Here is a 17590-nt window from a genome sequence, read left to right as displayed (position 1 = left end):
GCCACAGTGGGGGAGTGAGCACTGCGAAGACAGCCGGGGGAAACAGGACTGCAGGGAGGGGGTGAGGTCCGGCCGTGACCGGTACGGGAGTGGAGATGGGCGCGCAGGCCGCGCGTGCCCGGGCACTGGCGGTGCTGCGGGTGCGCAGCCGGGCGCTCGCCGTCGCGCTGCTGCCCGCGGCCGCCGCGGTGATCCTGCTGGCGGGCGGTTCCACCGGGCACCTCGTGGGCCCCGGATGGGAGGGCGCCCGCTGGGCCGTGTCCGCCGTCGCGGTCGTCGTCCTGCTCGCCGCCGTTGTCGTCGGCCTGGTCGTCGCCCGCGCGCGTCCCGCCGTCAGCCCGACGGTCGCCGTCGCGGAGGAGGCGGCCCCCGATCTGTACCGGCTGGTCCGGGACCTGGCCGACCGGCTCGACGTCCCGGCACCCTCCGCGATAGCCCTGACCCCGGACTGCGACAGCTGGCTCGAGGACCGCACCCACCCGGCGCACGGGCCGTCCCCCGCCGGCGGCGCGGACGAGATAGCCGGACCCGGTGGCTCCCACGGCCTCCTGCACCGCCGCGCGCCCGCGGCCCCGGTCCTCGTCGTCGGCTCCCCGTTCCTGTGGTGGATGCGGGTGGGCGAGCTGCGCGCGGTCCTCGCGCCGGTCGTCGCCGGCACGGGCCCTTCGGCCCACCCCGACATAGCCGCGGCCCGGCGCTTCGTACGCGGTCTGGACGCCGCGGTGGCGGTCTGCGCCTACCGGGGCGACCGGTATCCCGTGCTGCGCCCGGTCTGTTCGGGCATCGGCCGGGTGGCGCGGCTGCTGCTGCGCGGCTGTCAGACCCACGCCGGCGAGATGGAGCGGGGCGTGGCCGCCGCGGCCGCCGAGCGCGCGCAGACCGTCGACTACGGGCTGCGCATCGTCGCCCAGGAGCAGGTGGGCCTGGCCTACGCGGGCTGGGACCGGCTGCTCACCCGGGTGGCGCTGCCCGCCTGGCGGATGGGCCGCTGGCCCTCCCGGCTGGACGCGGGCGTCGTCGCGGCCCTGACCGAACTGTCCCGGCGTGACCGCCTCGCCGAGGGGTTCGCCGACCGCCTCGGCGAGCGCCCCGCCTGCGACCTGCTCGAGGAGCCGGGCACGGTCGACGAGGCCGCCTCGCTGCTCGCCGCCCGCCTCTTCCACGGCGGCCCCGCGGATCCGGGCCCGGACTGGGCGCCGGTGGCCTGGGAGGACTATCCGGACGAGGTCGTCGACCGCAAGTGGCGCACCGACGCGGCCCGGCTGCACCGGGTCCTCGACGCGCTCGGCGTCCGCCGCGGCCCCGGCCTCACCGCATCGCCCCACCCCGGCGGCACCAGCGGACCCACGCTGGCCCGCGTCCTGGACCACCTGGCCGACCGGGCGGAGGACGGTCCGGACGACCCGGACGCCCCCCACGGACCGCACCCACGGACCGCCGTGACCGGCCCTCTCACGACCACGCCGCACCCCGGCACCCCCGAACCGACCACCCCACCCACGCTCCCGAGCCCGCACCTCGCCACGCCCCCGACCCCCGGCCCGGACACGGGCACCGGCCCGGACACCGACCCCGCCGCCGGATGCGACGCCGCCGTTCCCGGGTCCGTTCTGTCGGGCGACGACGAGGACGACTCCCCGCCCCCGAACCCGCGCAGCGTCGCCCTCGCGGCGGAGCTGGGCGCCGAGCTGGGGCGCGAGGAGTCCGAGGCCGCCGCGGCCGTGCCCCCCGCTCCGGCGGGCCCCCCGGCCCCCGGCCAGGGCCCCGACGCGGCGCTGTGGGACGAGGACGCGCTGCCCCTCTTCCCCCTTCAGCCGCCGCGCACCGAACGCGAGCTGCTGGCGGACCACGTCACGGCGATGGTCTGCTGCGCCGCCATGGACACCGTGGGCGCGATCCCGGGCCTCGACTGGCTGGACGGCCCGACCCTCCTCGTCGACGGGGTGCGCGTGCCCGACCTGACCCCCCGGGTGCTCAGCCTCGTCGAGGACGGCGACTCCGTCCCCCTGCGCACCTGGCTGGTGGAGCTCGGGATACGCCCGGAGAAGCCGGTACGACTGGGCTGAGCACGGCCGGCGACCGGCTCCGCCGTCCCGCACGACGCCCCTTTCGGAGCCTCTGATTCCACTTTCGGCCAATTCGCAACGAATAGTGACTGTCTGCGCGCGTTATGTGATGTGCTGGGACCGATCGGGCCCATGGCAAGGGCGCGCGACATAAACCAGCAGCGGCGCACGGCGGTCACCGACGCACGACGATCACGGGGGCACCAGGGAGGGGAGCACCATGGGACCGGGACCAGGACCGGCATCAGGGCCGGAACACATCCGCCGGTGGGAGTCGGGAGCGCTGGCCCACGCCGTGACGGACCCCTTCGGGCAGGGCCCCGTCCCCTGGCTGCGCGGCACCGAGACGTACTTCGGCGACAGCGGCCAGGTCGTCCCCTGGTACGTGGAGCAGCCCCCCGCCCCCGCCGCGGCGGGCACCCCCCGCGTCCCCGGCCCCCGCTCCGCGCCCTCCGCGGGCGGCCCCCGCTCGGCCGACGACGTCCGCCGTCAGATCAAGGGCTTCATCTCGACCGGCGCGGTCGCCCCCGGCGACGCGGCCGACTTCCACATCACGGTCGACCCGCCCCAGGAATTCAGCGTCGACATCTACCGCATAGGCCACTACGAGGGCGACGGCGCCGCCAAGATCACCACCAGTCCGCGGCTCGCGGGCATCGTGCAGCCCCCGCCGCTGACCGCCGACCGCACCGTCTCCTGCCACCACTGGTGGCTCTCCTGGCGCCTCCAGGTCCCGTCCTACTGGAAGGTCGGCGCGTACGTGGCCGTCCTCACCACCGTCGACGGCTACCGCTCGCACATCCCCTTCACGGTCCGCGACCAGCACCCCGCCGACCTGCTCCTGGTCCTGCCCGACGTCACCTGGCAGGCCTACAACCTCTACCCCGAGGACGGCCGCACCGGCGCCAGCCTCTACCACGCGTGGGACGAGGACGGCCGTCTCCTCGGCGAGGCCGACGCCGCGACCACGGTCTCCTTCGACCGCCCGTACGCGGGCGCCGGGCTCCCCCTCCACGTCGGCCACGCCTACGACTTCATCCGCTGGGCCGAGCGCTACGGCTACGACCTCGCCTACGCCGACGCCCGCGACCTGCACGCCGGTCGCGTCGACCCCACCCGCTACCGCGGCCTGGTCTTCCCCGGCCACGACGAGTACTGGTCGGCCGCCATGCGCCGCACCGCGGAACTCGCCCGCGACAGCGGCACCTCGCTGGTGTTCCTGTCGGCGAACTCCCTCTACTGGCAGGTGGAGCTGGGTCCGTCCCCGTCCGGGGTGCCCGGCCGGCTGCTGACCTGCCGCAAGCGCAAGGGTCCCGGAAAGCCCGTCCTGTGGCGGGAGATCGACCGCGCCGAGCAGCAGCTGGTCGGCATCCAGTACGCGGGCCGGGTGCCCGAGCCGCGTCCGCTGATCGTCCGCAACGCCGGCCACTGGCTGTGGGAGGCGACCGGCGCGCTCGACGGCGACGGCATCGAGGACCTGGTGGCGGGCGAGGCCGACCGCTACTTCCCGCGCACCCCCCTCCCGCCCCACGAGGACCGCATCCTCCTCGCGCACTCCCCGTACGCCGACAGCGAGGGCGTCCTGCGCCACCAGGAGACATCCCTGTACCGGGCCCCCTCCGGCGCCCTGGTCTTCGCCTCCGGCACCTTCGCCTGGTCCCCGGCCCTGGACCGCCCCGGCCATGTGGACCCCCGGGTCCAGCGCGCCACGGCCAACCTCCTGGACCGCATCTGCAAACGCGACTGACCGCGCGGCCCTCCCGGCGGGCCGGGACACCGCCCCGCCGGTACGCGTCCGCGGGCCCCGCTCACCCACCCGCTGTCCTCGGCCGATCCCGATGTACGGGACAATCGGCCCACCAGGACAGAACCACGGGGAGGAACCGTGTCCGGATTCGTAGAAAAGCCCGAGCCCCTTCAGGTGCCGGGCCTGGTGCATCTGCACACCGGCAAGGTGCGCGACCTGTACCAGAACGAGGCGGGCGACCTCGTGATGGTCGCCAGCGACCGCACCTCCGCCTTCGACTGGGTGCTGCCGACCGAGATCCCCGACAAGGGCCGGGTCCTCACGCAGCTCTCCCTGTGGTGGTTCGACCAGCTCGCCGACCTGGTCCCCAACCACGTCCTGAGCACGGAGCCGCCGGCGGGCGCCCCGGCCGACTGGGCGGGCCGCACCCTGATCTGCAAGTCGCTGCGGATGGTCCCCGTCGAGTGCGTGGCGCGCGGCTACCTGACCGGCTCGGGCCTCGCCGAGTACCGCGAGTCCCGCACGGTCTGCGGCCTCGCGCTCCCCGAGGGCCTCGTCGACGGCAGTGAACTCCCCGCCCCGATCTTCACCCCCGCCACCAAGGCGGCCGTGGGCGAGCACGACGAGAACGTCTCCTACGAGGAGGTCGCCCGCCAGGTCGGCGCCGACACCGCCGCCGCGCTCCGCCAGGCGACCCTCGCCGTCTACGGCCGCGCCCGCGACATCGCCCGCGAGCGGGGCATCATCCTCGCCGACACCAAGTTCGAGTTCGGTTTCGAGGGCGAGGACCTGGTCATCGCCGACGAGGTCCTCACGCCGGACTCCTCCCGCTTCTGGCCGGCCGACCAGTGGCAGCCCGGCCGGGCGCAGGCCTCGTACGACAAGCAGTTCGTGCGCGACTGGCTGACCTCGGCCGAGTCCGGCTGGGACCGCGCGAGCGAGCAGCCCCCGCCGGCGCTGCCCGGGCCGATCGTGGACGCGACCCGCGCCAAGTACATCGAGGCCTACGAGCGCCTGACGGGCACCGCCTGGAGCTGACGCGAAAGGCCCCGGTCGATGACCGGGGCCTTTGCGATGGAGCGGACGACGAGGCTCGAACTCGCGACCTCAACCTTGGCAAGGTTGCGCTCTACCAACTGAGCTACGTCCGCAGTGCGCCGTGGCGCGAGGCCAACTATACCCAACCCCGCTCCCGGGCGAGCCGCACCGCGGCGTGCCGGTTCTCCGCCCCGAGCTTCGAGACGGCCGAGGACAGGTAGTTGCGCACGGTCCCCTGGGACAGCGCGGCCCGCTCCGCGATCTCCGCGACCGGCGCCCCGTCGGCCGCGAGTTCGAGCACCTCCGCCTCACGCGAGGTCAGCGGCGAGTCACCGGCGGCGATCGCGTCGGCGGCCAACTCCGGGTCGACGTAACGGTTCCCGGCGTGCACGGTCCGGATGATCTCCGCGAGCCGCTGCGCGCTCACCGTCTTGGGGACGAAGCCCCGCACACCCGCCGCGAGCGCCCGCTTCAGATGTCCCGGCCGGCCGTGGCTCGTCACGATCAGCACCTGGCAGTCCGGCAGTTCGGTACGCAGCGATGTGGCGACGCTCACACCGTCGGCGCCCGGCATCTGGAGGTCCAGGACGGCGACGTCGGGACGGTGGGCCCTCGTCATCGCCAGCGCCTCCGGTCCGGTGGCCGCCTCGGCGACGATCACCAGGTCGTCCTCCAGGGAGAGCAGCGCGGCCAGCGCCCCCCGGATGAGGTGCTCGTCGTCGGCGAGCAGCACCCGCACCGTCATGAAGTGACCTCTCTCACAGCGGCCTTCCCGCTCAGCGGCACCTCGGCGACGACCCGGAAGACGCCCGCCCCGACGAACCCGGCCTCCAGTGTCCCGTCGACGCCCCGCAGCCGCTCCCGCAGCCCCGTCAGCCCCGATCCGCCGCCGCTCTCCGGCACGCAGGACCCGGCGCCGTCGTTCTCCACCGTCAGCACCACGCGCTCCCCGGAGATCCGCAACGCCACCGAGCACCGCCCGGCGTCACCGTGCCGCAGCACGTTGGTGGTGCTCTCCCGCACCACCCAGCCGAGCGCCGACTGCACCTCGGGCGGCAGCCCGCCGGCCTCCCCGCTCACCTCGCACGCGATCCCGGCCGCCCGCAGCACCCCCTGCGCGCCCGCCAGTTCGATGCCCAGGTCGGCCTCCCGGTATCCCCGCACGACCGCGCGCACCTCCCGCTGGGAATCCTGCGCTATCCGCTGGACCTCGATCATCTGCTCCACGGCCTCCGGCCGCCCCCGCCGGGCCAGCTGCACGGCCAGTTCGCTCTTCAGGGCGATCACCGCCAGATTCCGCCCCATCACGTCGTGCAGGTCCCGGCCGAACCGCAGCCGCTCCTCGGCGACGGCGAGCCGGGCCTCGACCTCCCCGGCCCGCTCCGCCTCCCACAGCACCGCCAGGTTCCAGGCGCTGCACCGGCAGGCGAACAGCGAGAAGCAGGTCGCGAAGGCGGTCAGGACCCCGATCATCAAGATCCCCGCCGCGTCCGGTTCCGCCCAGCCGAAGACGGCCATCAGCAGCACGGCGAGCAGGGCCGAGTGCCGCAGGAACGACCGGATGGGCACCACGAGCCCGTACAGCATCCCGAAGGGCAGCAGCGCTGCTCCCATGCAGAGCCGGACCGTCACCGCGTCGGCACCGCCCAGCACGGCGAGCACCAGGTCCAGCGCCAGATTGAAGGCCAGCAGCGCGCCCGCCGGATACAGCGCGCGGGGCGGGAGCACGGCGCGACCCAGGTAGTGGTCGAGGACGGGCCGGGTGCGCCGGTTCGCCTCGGCGCACTGCACGGCACCCGCGAGCATCAGCAGCCCCCCGACCAGCAGCGGCCCGGGCCGGTTCTCGACCGCGCTCAGCAACGGCAGGGCGAGCCAGGCGAAGGAGAAGAACCAGGTGGTGAAGTACCAGGTGCCCAGGGTCTGCAACTCGACCCGCTCGGCCTTGCTGCGGTCCCGCCAGTGACGCCGCTGCCACCCCCGGATGCGGCCCAACATGCGTGCCCTCCCCTGCTCTTCGGCCCGTCGGACCCCGGCTGCTGCCCCGCGGGGTCACCGCCGGGGATCCCAGCGGAACCACCGCCGTACAGCAAACACCGCCGGAAGGGTCCAGGCCAGCGCGATCGCCAGGGCGCGCAGGACCTCGTACGCCGACAGGTCCCCCGTCCAGCCGCCGCGGACCAGGAGGATCACCGGGGACAGCGGCAGCAGTTCGCAGACGGCGGCGAGCCGGTCGGGGAGCAGTTCCAGGGGCACGGCCAGGCCGGAACCGATCATCGACACGAGCACCATGGGCGCCGTCGTGACCTGGGCGCTCTCCACGCTGCGGGTCACGGTGGCCGTGACGGCCGCGAACGCCGCGCACATCACCAGGCCCGACAGCAGTCCCAGCACGGCGAGATGGGGAGCTACGGGGGCCGGTACATCGAGCAGGACCGTCGCGCCGGCCACCAGCACCAGGGACTGCGCCAGACCCGTGGCGAGGACGGGCAGCGCCGACCCGGCGAGGATCTCCGCATCCCGCAGCTCACCGGTGCGCAGCCGCTTCAGCACGAGTTCCTCACGCCGGGCCGTGTAGATGGCCGAGAGCGCCGCGTACACACCGAAGAGCAGGGAGAAGCCGATCGCGGCGGGCAGCAGTACCTCGCCGACGCCGAGTCCGGAGTCCTCGGCGTTCATGTCCTCGATCACCGGGGCCAGGCTGACCGGCAGCACCAGCGGCATGAACACGGCCGTGATCAGGGTGCTTCTGCTGCGCCCGAGGAGCGTCAGCTCGGCCCGTGCGAGGGCGGCCATCCGGCTCACCGGGGTCGTGACCGTCCGGCCGGCCGCCCGGCCGTCCGTCACGGTCGCCCGGTCCTTCAGCGGGGTCCCGCTCATGCCGCCACCTCCTCGGTGCCCGTGTGCTGCGACGCTTCCCGGGCGATCCCCAGGAACGCCTCCTCCAGGGAGGCCGACCGTATGTCCAGCCCGCGCAACGCGACCCGGGCGTGCTCGGCCCACACCAGCAGGCCGGTCGCCGCCCGCTGCAACTCCCGGGTGCGCAGCCGTACGACCTGCCCGTCCACCTCGTGGCCGCACACGCCCAGTTCGCCGAGCGCAGGCAGGTCACCCACGAAGTACCCGGCGGGCAGTTCGAACGAGATCCGGGACGGCTGGGCGCTAGTCACCTCGGCGGGTGTTCCGGCGGCCGCGACCCGGCCCTCGTGCAGGATGGCCAGCCGGTCGGCGAGTTGTTCGGCCTCCTCCAGGTAGTGCGTGGTCAGCAGCACCGTCGTACCGGCGTCGCGCAGGGCGCGGACCAGGTCCCAGGTGTCACGGCGGCCCTCGGCGTCCAGGCCGGTCGTCGGCTCGTCCAGGAACAGCACCTCGGGGTCCCCGAGGACCGCGAGCGCGAGGTCGAGGCGCCGCCGCTCCCCTCCCGACAGCTGCTTGACCCGGACGCCGGCTCGCCCGGCGAGCCCCACGAGCGCCAGCGCCCCCGCGACCGGCCGGGCGCCGCTGACACAGCCGGCCCACATGCGCGCCGTCTCGGCGACCGTCAGCTCGGAGGGGAAGCCGCCCTCCTGGAGCATCACGCCGGTGCGCGGCCGGACGGCGGCGCGCTCGGTGTACGGATCATGGTTCAGAACGGTGATCCGCCCGCCGTCGGGCGGGGCGAGTCCTTCCAGCAGCTCGACCGTGGAGGTCTTCCCGGCGCCGTTGGTGCCGAGCAGCGCGAAGATCTCACCGCGGCCGACGTGGAAGGAGATCCCGCGGACCGCTTCGAACCCGCCCCCGTACACACGCCGGAGGTCGGTGACCTCGATCACGTGTTCATTCGTGTCCATGCCCCGAGCCTCCCCGCGGGAGAGGAGCGTCGGCAGTGCGAGGTGTCATCACTCCGCATGACAAATGTCAGAAGCCCGTCCGGCCCGCACATGGCCAGCCGGACGCACGAAAAGACCCCGGTCCATTGGACCGGGGTCTCATTCCCGAGCGGACGACGAGGCTCGAACTCGCGACCTCAACCTTGGCAAGGTTGCGCTCTACCAACTGAGCTACGTCCGCATTGCCTCCGACCGGCTCTCACCGATCGGCGCGGGCACCAGCCTACCTGATCCACAACAGTGGACAGATCGGTGATGCAGAGCGGGTGACAGGGATCGCACACTGCGCCTTCCCCCTGGAAGGGGGATGTTCTACTACTGAACTACACCCGCATGTACTCCGTGAGCTGGGCTTTTCGGCCTGGCCCCTCGGCGTGCTCCGAACTCTAGCTGACCAGGAGGGGTGCAGCGCAAGTCGGTTCGTTCGAGGGGCCGGTGACCGGCCGTCGGGCCGCGGCTGCGGGGCCCGACCGGCGGGTGCGGCTCACTGGGCTTCGGTGAACGCCTCGTAGACCTTCTTGGGGATGCGGCCGCGGGCCGGTACCTCCATCTTGTTGGCCTGGGCCCAGGCGCGTACGGCCGCGGGGTCGGGTGCGACCTCCGTCTGCTTGTACGCCTTGCCGGACCTCGAGCGCTTGCGGCCGGCGTCCACGTAGGGCGCGAGAGCCTTACGCAGTTTCTTGGCATTGGCTTCATTCAGGTCGATCTCGTACGACTTGCCGTCGAGCCCGAAAGCGATCGTTTCCGCCGCTTCCGAGCCGTCGATGTCGTCAGAGAGAGTGACCACGACCTTCTGCGCCACGAATATCGGTCCCTTCGTGCGACAGCTCTGCGGTGACGTGCCAAGACGTCACGGAGATGTCGACTGTCCGCCTGTTATGGGGCAAAGTATCGGCTATTGGCAATTCATTTGTACAGTGCCCGGCATTGCAATGTGAAGCTCGACTAAATCTGCCCGCGTGTCCCGAGGCAATAGGGAACGCCGACGTACCCTGGATCTTTCCCTGAAATTTCCGCGAAGGCACTGGTCCGATACCTGATCGTGATGGCGGTCACGTACTTTCCTACAACTCTACCCGCGTAGAAATTTTGTGCGGGTAGTCTGAAGACACCTGTTGGAGACACCCGCAGGAACCTGCTCAGCACCACACCACCGGGAGTGCCAGTGGCACGCGTCGTAGTCGACGTCATGCTCAAGCCGGAGATCCTCGACCCCCAGGGCCAGGCGGTGCAGCGCGCACTGCCGCGTCTGGGTTTCGAAGGCATCTCCGACGTACGTCAGGGAAAGCGATTCGAACTGGAAGTTGACGGGCCGGTCGACGAGGCCGCCCTCGCCCGCATCCACGATCTTGCGGAATCCTTCCTCGCCAACACCGTGATCGAGGACTTCACCGTCAAGGTCGAGTCCGAAGAAGCAGTCGCGGGGGCCGCGAAGTGACCGCTCGTATTGGCGTCGTCACTTTCCCGGGCAGCCTCGACGACCGGGACACCCGGCGCGCGATCCGTCTCGCGGGCGCCGAACCCGTCGCCCTCTGGCACAAGGACAAAGACCTTCACCAGGTCGACGCCGTGGTGCTGTGCGGCGGTTTCTCCTACGGCGACTATCTGCGGGCCGGTGCCATCGCGCGCTTCTCGCCCGTGATGGAGACGCTGATCGAGCAGGCGAAGGCCGGTCTCCCGGTTCTCGGTATCTGCAACGGCTTCCAGATCCTCACGGAGGCCCACCTGCTCCCCGGCGGGATGCTCGGCAACGACCACCTCCACTTCATCTGCCGCGACCAGAAGCTGCGGGTGGAGAACGCGGAGACGGCCTGGACCACCGACTACGAGGCGGGCCAGGAGATCCGGATCCCGCTGAAGAACATGGACGGCCGGTACGTCGCCGACGAGTACACCCTCGACAAGCTCGAGGCCGAGGGCCGTGTCGCCTTCCGGTACCTCGTGGAGGGCGACGCCGCGGACGGCTACGGCAACCCGAACGGCTCGCTGCGCGACATCGCCGGCATCACCAACGAAGCCGGCAACGTCGTCGGCCTCATGCCGCACCCGGAGCACGCCGTCGAGCCGCTCATCGGTTCCGGCCGCACCGACGGCCTGCCGTTCTTCACCTCGATCCTCAAGAAGCTGGTCAACGCATGAGCCGGACGCCTCTGGACACGGTCGAGCACGCGGCCGCGACCCCCGACGTCGAGCTGCCCTGGGCCGAGCTCGGCCTCAAGAAGGACGAGTACGAGCGGGTGGTGGAGATCCTCGGCCGCCGTCCCACCGGCGCCGAGCTCGCCATGTACTCCGTGATGTGGTCGGAGCACTGCTCCTACAAGTCGTCGAAGGTGCACCTGCGCCAGTTCGGCGAGAAGGCCCCGCAGTCCGACGCCCTCCTCGTCGGCATCGGCGAGAACGCCGGTGTCGTCGACGTCGGCCAGGGCTACGCGGTCACCTTCAAGGTCGAGTCGCACAACCACCCCTCGTACGTCGAGCCCTACCAGGGCGCGGCCACGGGCGTCGGCGGCATCGTCCGCGACATCATCGCGATGGGCGCGCGTCCGGTCGCGGTCGTGGACCCGCTGCGCTTCGGCGCCGCCGACCACCCCGACACCAAGCGCGTCCTGCCGGGCGTCGTCGCCGGCATCGGCGGCTACGGCAACTGCCTGGGCCTGCCGAACATCGGCGGCGAGGTCGTCTTCGACGCCTGCTACCAGGGCAACCCGCTGGTCAACGCCGGTGCCATCGGTGTGATGCGGCACGAGGACATCCACCTCGCGAAGGCCTCCGGCGCCGGCAACAAGGTCATCCTCTACGGGGCCAGGACCGGCGGCGACGGCATCGGCGGCGCCTCGATCCTCGCCTCCGAGACCTTCGACGACGCCAAGCCGTCGAAGCGTCCCGCGGTGCAGGTCGGCGACCCCTTCCAGGAGAAGCTCCTCATCGAGTGCACCCTGGAGGCCTTCGCCGAGAAGCTGGTCGTCGGCATCCAGGACCTCGGCGCGGCCGGTCTGTCCTGCGCCACCTCCGAGCTCGCCTCCAACGGCTCCGGCGGCATGCGCGTCACCCTGGACGACGTCCCGCTGCGCGACTCCACGCTCTCGCCCGAGGAGATCCTCATGAGCGAGTCGCAGGAACGCATGTGCGCGGTCGTCGAGCCGTCGAAGGTCGACCGCTTCCTGGAGATCTGCGACAAGTGGGACGTCATCGCGACCGTCATCGGTGAGGTCACCGACGGCGACCGCCTGGAGATCTTCTGGCACGGCGGCAAGATCGTCGACGTCGACCCGCGCACCGTCGCCCACGACGGCCCGGTCTACGAGCGCCCCTACGCCCGCCCCGGCTGGCAGGACGCCCTCCAGGCGGACGACGCGAACAAGCTGCCGCGGCCGGCCACCGGCGAGGAGCTGAAGGACCAGGTCCTGAAGCTGGTGTCCTCCCCGAACCAGGCCTCCAAGAAGTGGATCACCTCCCAGTACGACCACTTCGTGCAGGGCAACACCGTCCTCGCCCAGCCCGAGGACTCCGGGATGATCCGGATCGACGAGGAGACCGGCCTCGGCGTCGCCATCGCGACCGACGGCAACGGCCGGTACGCCAAGCTCGACCCGTACGCGGGCGCGCAGCTGGCCCTCTCGGAGGCCTACCGGAACGTGGCGACGACCGGCGCCAAGCCGCTCGCCGTCTCCGACTGCCTGAACTTCGGCTCGCCCGAGGACCCCGCGGTGATGTGGCAGTTCGCGGAGGCCATCCGCGGTCTGGCCGACGCCTGCCGGCAGCTGGGCACCCCGGTCACCGGCGGCAACGTCTCGCTCTACAACCAGACGGGCGAGGCGGCCATCCACCCGACCCCGGTGGTGGCCGTGCTCGGTGTGATCGACGACGTCGCGCGCCGCACGCCCGCCGCCTTCCAGGAGGAGGGCCAGCTGCTGTACCTCCTCGGCGACACCCGCGAGGAGTTCGGCGGCTCGGCCTGGTCCCAGGTCGTCCACGACCACCTCGGCGGTCTGCCGCCCAAGGTCGACCTGGAGCGGGAGCGGCTGCTCGCCGAGATCCTGATCTCCGCCTCCCGCGACGGCATGATCGACGCCGCGCACGACCTGTCGGACGGCGGTCTGATCCAGGCGGTCGTCGAGTCGGCGCTGCTCGGCCGCAAGGGCGCGCGGCTGGTCGTGCCGGACGGGCTCGACGCGTTCACGTTCCTCTTCTCCGAGTCGGCGGGGCGTGCCGTGGTGGCCGTCCCGCGCTCCGAGGAGCTCCGTTTCACCGACATGTGCGGGGCGCGCGGCCTGCCCGTCACCCGCATCGGTGTCGTCGACGGTGACACGGTCGAGCTCCAGGGCGAGTTCGCCCTGCCCCTGGACGAGCTGCGGGAGGCCCACGAGGGCACCATCGAGGCGCTCCTCGCGTAGCCGCCCGCGGCGACCGCCGCTGCCGAAGGCCCCGCCCCCCCCGTCAAGGGGGTCGGGGCCTTCCGCGTCCCCTCCGTCCTCCCGGCACCGGCCTGCGCCGCGGCCCGCACCCCGGGGACGTCGGCCCCCTGTCGGTGCCGGCGGCTAGGCTCGCCGCCATGCCTCCGGTCAGGAAACGAGCGCGGGTGTACGACCCCGTGAAGACCCGCGCCGCGGTCGTCGCGCAGTTCGAGAACGTACGGCGGGCCGTGGCCACGCTCACCCCCGGGCAGCTCGCGCTGCCCACACGACTGGCGGGCTGGACGGTGCGGGACCTTGCGGCGCACCTGACCATGGCGGTGGCCACCGTGAGCCGCAACCTCGACCGGGACGAGCCGTCGAAGGCGGAGCTGACCCTCCTGCAATGGCCCTCCGCCACGGCCGGCCGCGCCGCCGACATCGCCGACGGCACCCGGGACCTCGCGGCCGCGAACCCCGATCTTGACGCCCTCTTCGCCCGCACCGGGGAGCGCCTGGCCGAAGCCCTGGCCGCCGCCCCGGCCGGCCGTCTCCTCGCGGCCCGCACCGGTGCCATGACGCTCGCCGACTACCTGGTCACGCGGACCGTCGAACTCGTCGTCCACACCGACGACCTGAACGCCGCCGTCCCCGGCCTGGACGTCCCCTACGACCGCGGGGCGCTCGCCGCCGCCACCCGCCTGCTCGCCGACACCCTGGCCGACCGGGCACCCGGCGGCGCCACCGAGGTGCGGATCCCGCCGTACGCCGTCGTGCAGTGCGTCGAGGGCCCCCGGCACACCCGCGGCACCCCGCCCAACGTCGTCGAGACCGACCCGCTGACCTGGATCCGGCTGGCGACCGGCCGGGTGACCTGGCACGACGCCCTCGGGCAGGCGAAGGTCACGGCGAGCGGCGAGCGGGCCGACCTCGGCGCGCTGCTGCCCCTGATGGCCTGAATCCGGCCCCGGACGGAACCGATCGCCCCACCCCTCCCGTCGAACCGGCATGTACCGGCACCGGCACAGCCCTACGCACCCGTTCAGGCGCCGCACCGCCCTGACCGCGGCCGCCCTCCTCGTCCCGCTCGCCGCGGCCTGCGGCACCGAACGGGCGGACGGCGAGCAGCCCGGCAGCGGTGCGGTGAGCGCCGAGCAGCCCGTCACCGGGGTCCGCTGGAGCGTCGACAGCGTCACCGTGGACGGCACCACCCGGCGCGCCCCGGCGGGTGCGCACGTAGAGATCGAGGACGGCAAGGCCGCGGGCAGCTACGGCTGCAACCACTTCACCGCCAAGGCAGTGGTCGAAGGCTCCGCCGTCCGGTTCAGCGACGCCAGGGCGACCAGGATGGCCTGCGGGGATCACATGGACTTCGAGCGGGCGCTGGCCGCCACCCTCGCCGACGGCGTCCTCGCCAGCGAGGTCGAGGGCCGCACGCTGACGCTGGCCACGGCCGACGGCGACCGGGTCCGGCTCGTCCGGAAGTGACCGCCGGCGCGGCCGGGGAACACGCCCCGGCCGCCGGCCGGAGCGGGGGTCCGCCGGTGCTCCCGGCCCGGTGGAGCGCTCCCGTCGGCCCCGCCGGTGTGCGACACCTCACTAGTGTCCGGGGTACGGACGTGCGCAAGGGGGCCGCCGCGGCCCGCCCGGCCGACTGTTGGATCATTCCATCCAAGGTCTGACCTGCGGAAATGCGCCGATCTTGGGGGCGGCTTCCGGCCGGTGATCCAGTTACCGGTGGGTATCCCCAATTCGGACCAGTGGTCGATCTCGCCTACACTCGGTGGCGTGCCACGTGGTGACGGTCGACTCAGTCATGATCTGCTCCCCGGCGAGAAGGGCCCCCAGGACGCTTGCGGCGTCTTCGGGGTCTGGGCCCCCGGTGAAGAGGTCGCCAAGCTCACTTACTTCGGGCTCTACGCCCTCCAGCATCGGGGTCAGGAATCCGCGGGAATCGCGGTCAGCAACGGCTCCCAGATCCTCGTCTTCAAGGACATGGGCCTCGTGTCCCAGGTCTTCGACGAGACCTCGCTCGGTTCGCTCCAGGGTCATATCGCGGTCGGACACGCCCGCTACTCGACCACCGGTGCCTCCGTGTGGGAGAACGCCCAGCCGACGTTCCGTGCCACCGCGCACGGCTCGATCGCGCTCGGCCACAACGGCAATCTCGTCAACACCGCCCAGCTCGCCGAGATGGTCGCCGACCTGCCCAAGCAGGAGGGCCGCACCCCGCGCGTCGCGGCGACCAACGACACCGACCTGCTCACCGCGCTGCTCGCGGCCCAGGTCGACGAGGACGGCAAGCCGCTGACCATCGAGGAGGCGGCCCACCAGATCCTCCCGCAGGTCAAGGGAGCCTTCTCGCTCGTCTTCATGGACGAGCACACCCTCTACGCCGGTCGCGACCCGCAGGGCATCCGCCCGCTGGTCCTCGGGCGCCTGGAGCGCGGCTGGGTGGTCGCCTCCGAGTCCGCCGCCCTCGACATCTGCGGTGCCGCCTACGTCCGTGAGATCGAGCCCGGCGAGTTCATCGCCATCGACGAGAACGGACTGCGGACCTCCCGATTCGCGGAAGCGAAGCCCAAGGGCTGTGTCTTCGAGTACGTCTACCTGGCGCGCCCCGACACCGACATCGCCGGCCGGAACGTGTACCTGTCCCGGGTGGAGATGGGCCGCAAGCTGGCCAAGGAAGCGCCGGTCGACGCCGATCTGGTGATAGCGACACCGGAGTCCGGCACCCCGGCCGCCATCGGTTACGCGGAAGCCTCCGGCATCCCCTTCGGCGCGGGTCTCGTGAAGAACGCGTACGTCGGCCGGACGTTCATCCAGCCCTCGCAGACCATCCGCCAGCTCGGGATCCGGCTGAAGCTGAACCCGCTGAAGGAGGTCATCAAGGGCAAGCGGCTGGTCGTCGTGGACGACTCGATCGTGCGCGGGAACACCCAGCGGGCCCTGGTCCGCATGCTCCGCGAGGCGGGCGCGGCCGAGGTCCACATCCGGATCTCCTCGCCGCCCGTGAAGTGGCCCTGCTTCTTCGGCATCGACTTCGCCACGCGCGCGGAGCTCATCGCCAACGGCATGACCATCGACGAGATCGGCACCTCCCTGGGCGCCGACTCCCTCGCCTACATCTCCATCGACGGCATGATCGAGGCGACCACCATCGCCAAGCCGAACCTGTGCCGCGCCTGCTTCGACGGCGAGTACCCGATGGAGCTCCCGGACCCCGAGCTGCTCGGCAAGCAGCTCCTGGAGACGGAGCTGGCGGCCGGTCCGGCAGCCACGGCCGCGGCCGACGCGATCCGTCGCCCGTAAGCCCCGCACGTATCACCAACCCGAAAGATCCCAGGCAATGTCTGCTGTATCTGATCAGTCGACTGCGTCGACGGGCACCTCCGGTGCATCCGGAACCGGTGCTTCCTACGCGGCTGCCGGCGTCGACATCGAGGCGGGCGACCGCGCCGTCGAGCTGATGAAGGAGTGGGTGAAGAAGACGCAGCGCCCCGAGGTCCTCGGTGGCCTCGGCGGCTTCGCCGGTCTCTTCGACGCCTCCGCCCTCAAGCGCTACGAGCGTCCGCTCCTGGCCTCGGCCACGGACGGCGTCGGCACGAAGGTCGACGTCGCCCGTCAGCTCGGCGTGTTCGACACCATCGGCCACGACCTGGTCGCGATGGTCATGGACGACATCGTGGTCTGCGGCGCCGAACCGCTCTTCATGACCGACTACATCTGCGTCGGCAAGGTCCACCCCGAGCGGGTCGCCGCCATCGTCAAGGGCATCGCCGAGGGCTGCGTGCTGGCCGGCTGCGCCCTGGTCGGCGGCGAGACGGCCGAGCACCCGGGCCTGCTGGGCGAGGACGACTTCGACGTCGCCGGCGCCGGTACGGGCGTGGTGGAGGCCGACCGGCTGCTGGGCCCGGACCGTATCCGCACGGGTGACACGGTGATCGCCATGGCGGCCTCCGGTCTTCACTCGAACGGATACTCCCTGGTCCGGCACGTCCTGCTCAAGCAGGCCGGGCTGTCCCTGGAGGCCCACGTCGACGACCTCGGCCGCACGCTGGGCGAGGAACTGCTGGAGCCCACCAAGATCTACTCGCTGGACTGTCTGGCCCTCACCCGCACGACGGACGTCCACGCCTTCTCGCACATCACGGGCGGAGGGCTCGCGGCCAACCTGGCGCGGGTAATCCCGGACGGACTGCACGCCACGGTGGACCGCTCCACCTGGACCCCGGCCCCGGTCTTCGACCTGGTCGGCAGGACCGGCTCCGTCGAGCGCCTGGAGCTGGAGAAGACGCTGAACATGGGCGTCGGCATGATGGCGATCGTGCCCGAGGAGTCGACCGACGTGGCCCTGGCGACGCTGGCCGACCGCGGTGTGGAGGCCTGGGTGGCCGGCGAGATCACCGAGCGCGGCGAGCACCCGACCGGCGCGGAGCTGGTCGGGGACTACGCCCGCTGAGAACCGCGCGGGCCGGT

15 protein-coding genes and 3 tRNA genes are annotated in these 17590 nt (G+C 72.2%); 10 read left to right on the top strand and 8 right to left on the bottom strand.

Annotation, left to right across the window (positions count from 1 at the left end):
- Positions 1–74: 74 nt before the first annotated feature.
- The 3 genes from Saso_RS17925 (at position 75) to Saso_RS17915 (ending at position 4851) form a co-directional block, all read left to right on the top strand.
- Entirely contained in the window at positions 75–2066 is a 1992-nt protein-coding gene (locus tag Saso_RS17925; protein WP_189923878.1) for a hypothetical protein, read from the top strand.
- A gap of 220 nt (positions 2067–2286) precedes the next feature.
- On the top strand, positions 2287–3813 hold the full coding sequence (locus Saso_RS17920; protein WP_189923880.1) for a N,N-dimethylformamidase beta subunit family domain-containing protein: 1527 nt from the start codon (positions 2287–2289) through the stop codon (positions 3811–3813).
- Between the two features lie 138 nt (positions 3814–3951).
- Positions 3952–4851, top strand: a complete 900-nt coding sequence (locus Saso_RS17915) for a phosphoribosylaminoimidazolesuccinocarboxamide synthase (RefSeq protein ID WP_189923881.1) — start codon at positions 3952–3954, stop codon at positions 4849–4851.
- A gap of 37 nt (positions 4852–4888) precedes the next feature.
- Here the strand turns inward: Saso_RS17915 and Saso_RS17910 are convergent.
- The 8 genes from Saso_RS17910 to Saso_RS17875 form a co-directional block, all read right to left on the bottom strand.
- Positions 4889–4964, bottom strand: a tRNA-Gly gene (locus Saso_RS17910).
- A gap of 23 nt (positions 4965–4987) precedes the next feature.
- A complete protein-coding gene (locus Saso_RS17905) occupies positions 4988–5596 on the bottom strand; it encodes a response regulator transcription factor (protein ID WP_189923882.1) in 609 nt (202 codons plus the stop codon).
- Positions 5593–6846: a sensor histidine kinase gene (locus tag Saso_RS17900; protein WP_189923883.1), complete on the bottom strand. Its 1254-nt coding sequence runs from the start codon at positions 6844–6846 to the stop codon at positions 5593–5595. The genes Saso_RS17905 and Saso_RS17900 overlap by 4 nt, the downstream gene beginning before the upstream one ends.
- Before the next feature lie 54 nt (positions 6847–6900).
- Positions 6901–7728, bottom strand: coding sequence for an ABC transporter permease (locus tag Saso_RS17895; protein WP_189923884.1), 828 nt, complete (start codon positions 7726–7728; stop codon positions 6901–6903).
- The gene (locus Saso_RS17890; RefSeq protein WP_189923885.1) at positions 7725–8678 is read right to left on the bottom strand and encodes an ABC transporter ATP-binding protein; all 954 of its coding nucleotides are present in this window, start codon (positions 8676–8678) and stop codon (positions 7725–7727) included. The genes Saso_RS17895 and Saso_RS17890 overlap by 4 nt, the downstream gene beginning before the upstream one ends.
- A gap of 147 nt (positions 8679–8825) precedes the next feature.
- Positions 8826–8898 (bottom strand) — tRNA-Gly (locus Saso_RS17885).
- An 80-nt stretch (positions 8899–8978) separates the two neighbouring features.
- Positions 8979–9050 (bottom strand) — tRNA-Gly (locus Saso_RS17880).
- A gap of 151 nt (positions 9051–9201) precedes the next feature.
- Positions 9202–9519, bottom strand: coding sequence for a histone-like nucleoid-structuring protein Lsr2 (locus Saso_RS17875; RefSeq protein WP_189923886.1), 318 nt, complete (start codon positions 9517–9519; stop codon positions 9202–9204).
- 363 nt (positions 9520–9882) lie between these two features.
- On the opposite strand from Saso_RS17875, the gene purS reads away from it, so the two are divergent.
- The 7 genes from purS (at position 9883) to purM (ending at position 17573) form a co-directional block, all read left to right on the top strand.
- Positions 9883–10155, top strand: a complete 273-nt coding sequence (gene purS / locus Saso_RS17870) for a phosphoribosylformylglycinamidine synthase subunit PurS (RefSeq protein WP_020131278.1) — start codon at positions 9883–9885, stop codon at positions 10153–10155.
- Positions 10152–10856, top strand: a complete 705-nt coding sequence (gene purQ, locus Saso_RS17865) for a phosphoribosylformylglycinamidine synthase subunit PurQ (protein ID WP_189923888.1) — start codon at positions 10152–10154, stop codon at positions 10854–10856. Before purS ends, purQ begins: the two co-directional genes overlap by 4 nt.
- Positions 10853–13111, top strand: a complete 2259-nt coding sequence (gene purL / locus Saso_RS17860; protein WP_189923890.1) for a phosphoribosylformylglycinamidine synthase subunit PurL — start codon at positions 10853–10855, stop codon at positions 13109–13111. The genes purQ and purL overlap by 4 nt, the downstream gene beginning before the upstream one ends.
- Before the next feature lie 158 nt (positions 13112–13269).
- Entirely contained in the window at positions 13270–14067 is a 798-nt protein-coding gene (locus tag Saso_RS17855; protein WP_189923892.1) for a maleylpyruvate isomerase family mycothiol-dependent enzyme, read from the top strand.
- 49 nt (positions 14068–14116) lie between these two features.
- Positions 14117–14596: an META domain-containing protein gene (locus tag Saso_RS17850; RefSeq protein ID WP_189923894.1), complete on the top strand. Its 480-nt coding sequence runs from the start codon at positions 14117–14119 to the stop codon at positions 14594–14596.
- Positions 14597–14896: 300 nt separating this feature from the next.
- On the top strand, positions 14897–16423 hold the full coding sequence (gene purF, locus Saso_RS17845) for an amidophosphoribosyltransferase (RefSeq protein WP_189923896.1): 1527 nt from the start codon (positions 14897–14899) through the stop codon (positions 16421–16423).
- A gap of 37 nt (positions 16424–16460) precedes the next feature.
- Positions 16461–17573 (top strand): phosphoribosylformylglycinamidine cyclo-ligase, encoded by a 1113-nt coding sequence (gene purM / locus Saso_RS17840; RefSeq protein ID WP_189923898.1) that lies wholly within the window; start codon positions 16461–16463, stop codon positions 17571–17573.
- Positions 17574–17590 lie beyond the last annotated feature (17 nt).

Origin of the sequence: Streptomyces asoensis (genome assembly GCF_016860545.1) — a bacterium.
Taxonomy (GTDB): domain Bacteria; phylum Actinomycetota; class Actinomycetes; order Streptomycetales; family Streptomycetaceae; genus Streptomyces; species Streptomyces asoensis.
Note: the sequence above shows the minus strand (reverse complement) of the source record. Positions and strands in the feature narration are given on the sequence as shown.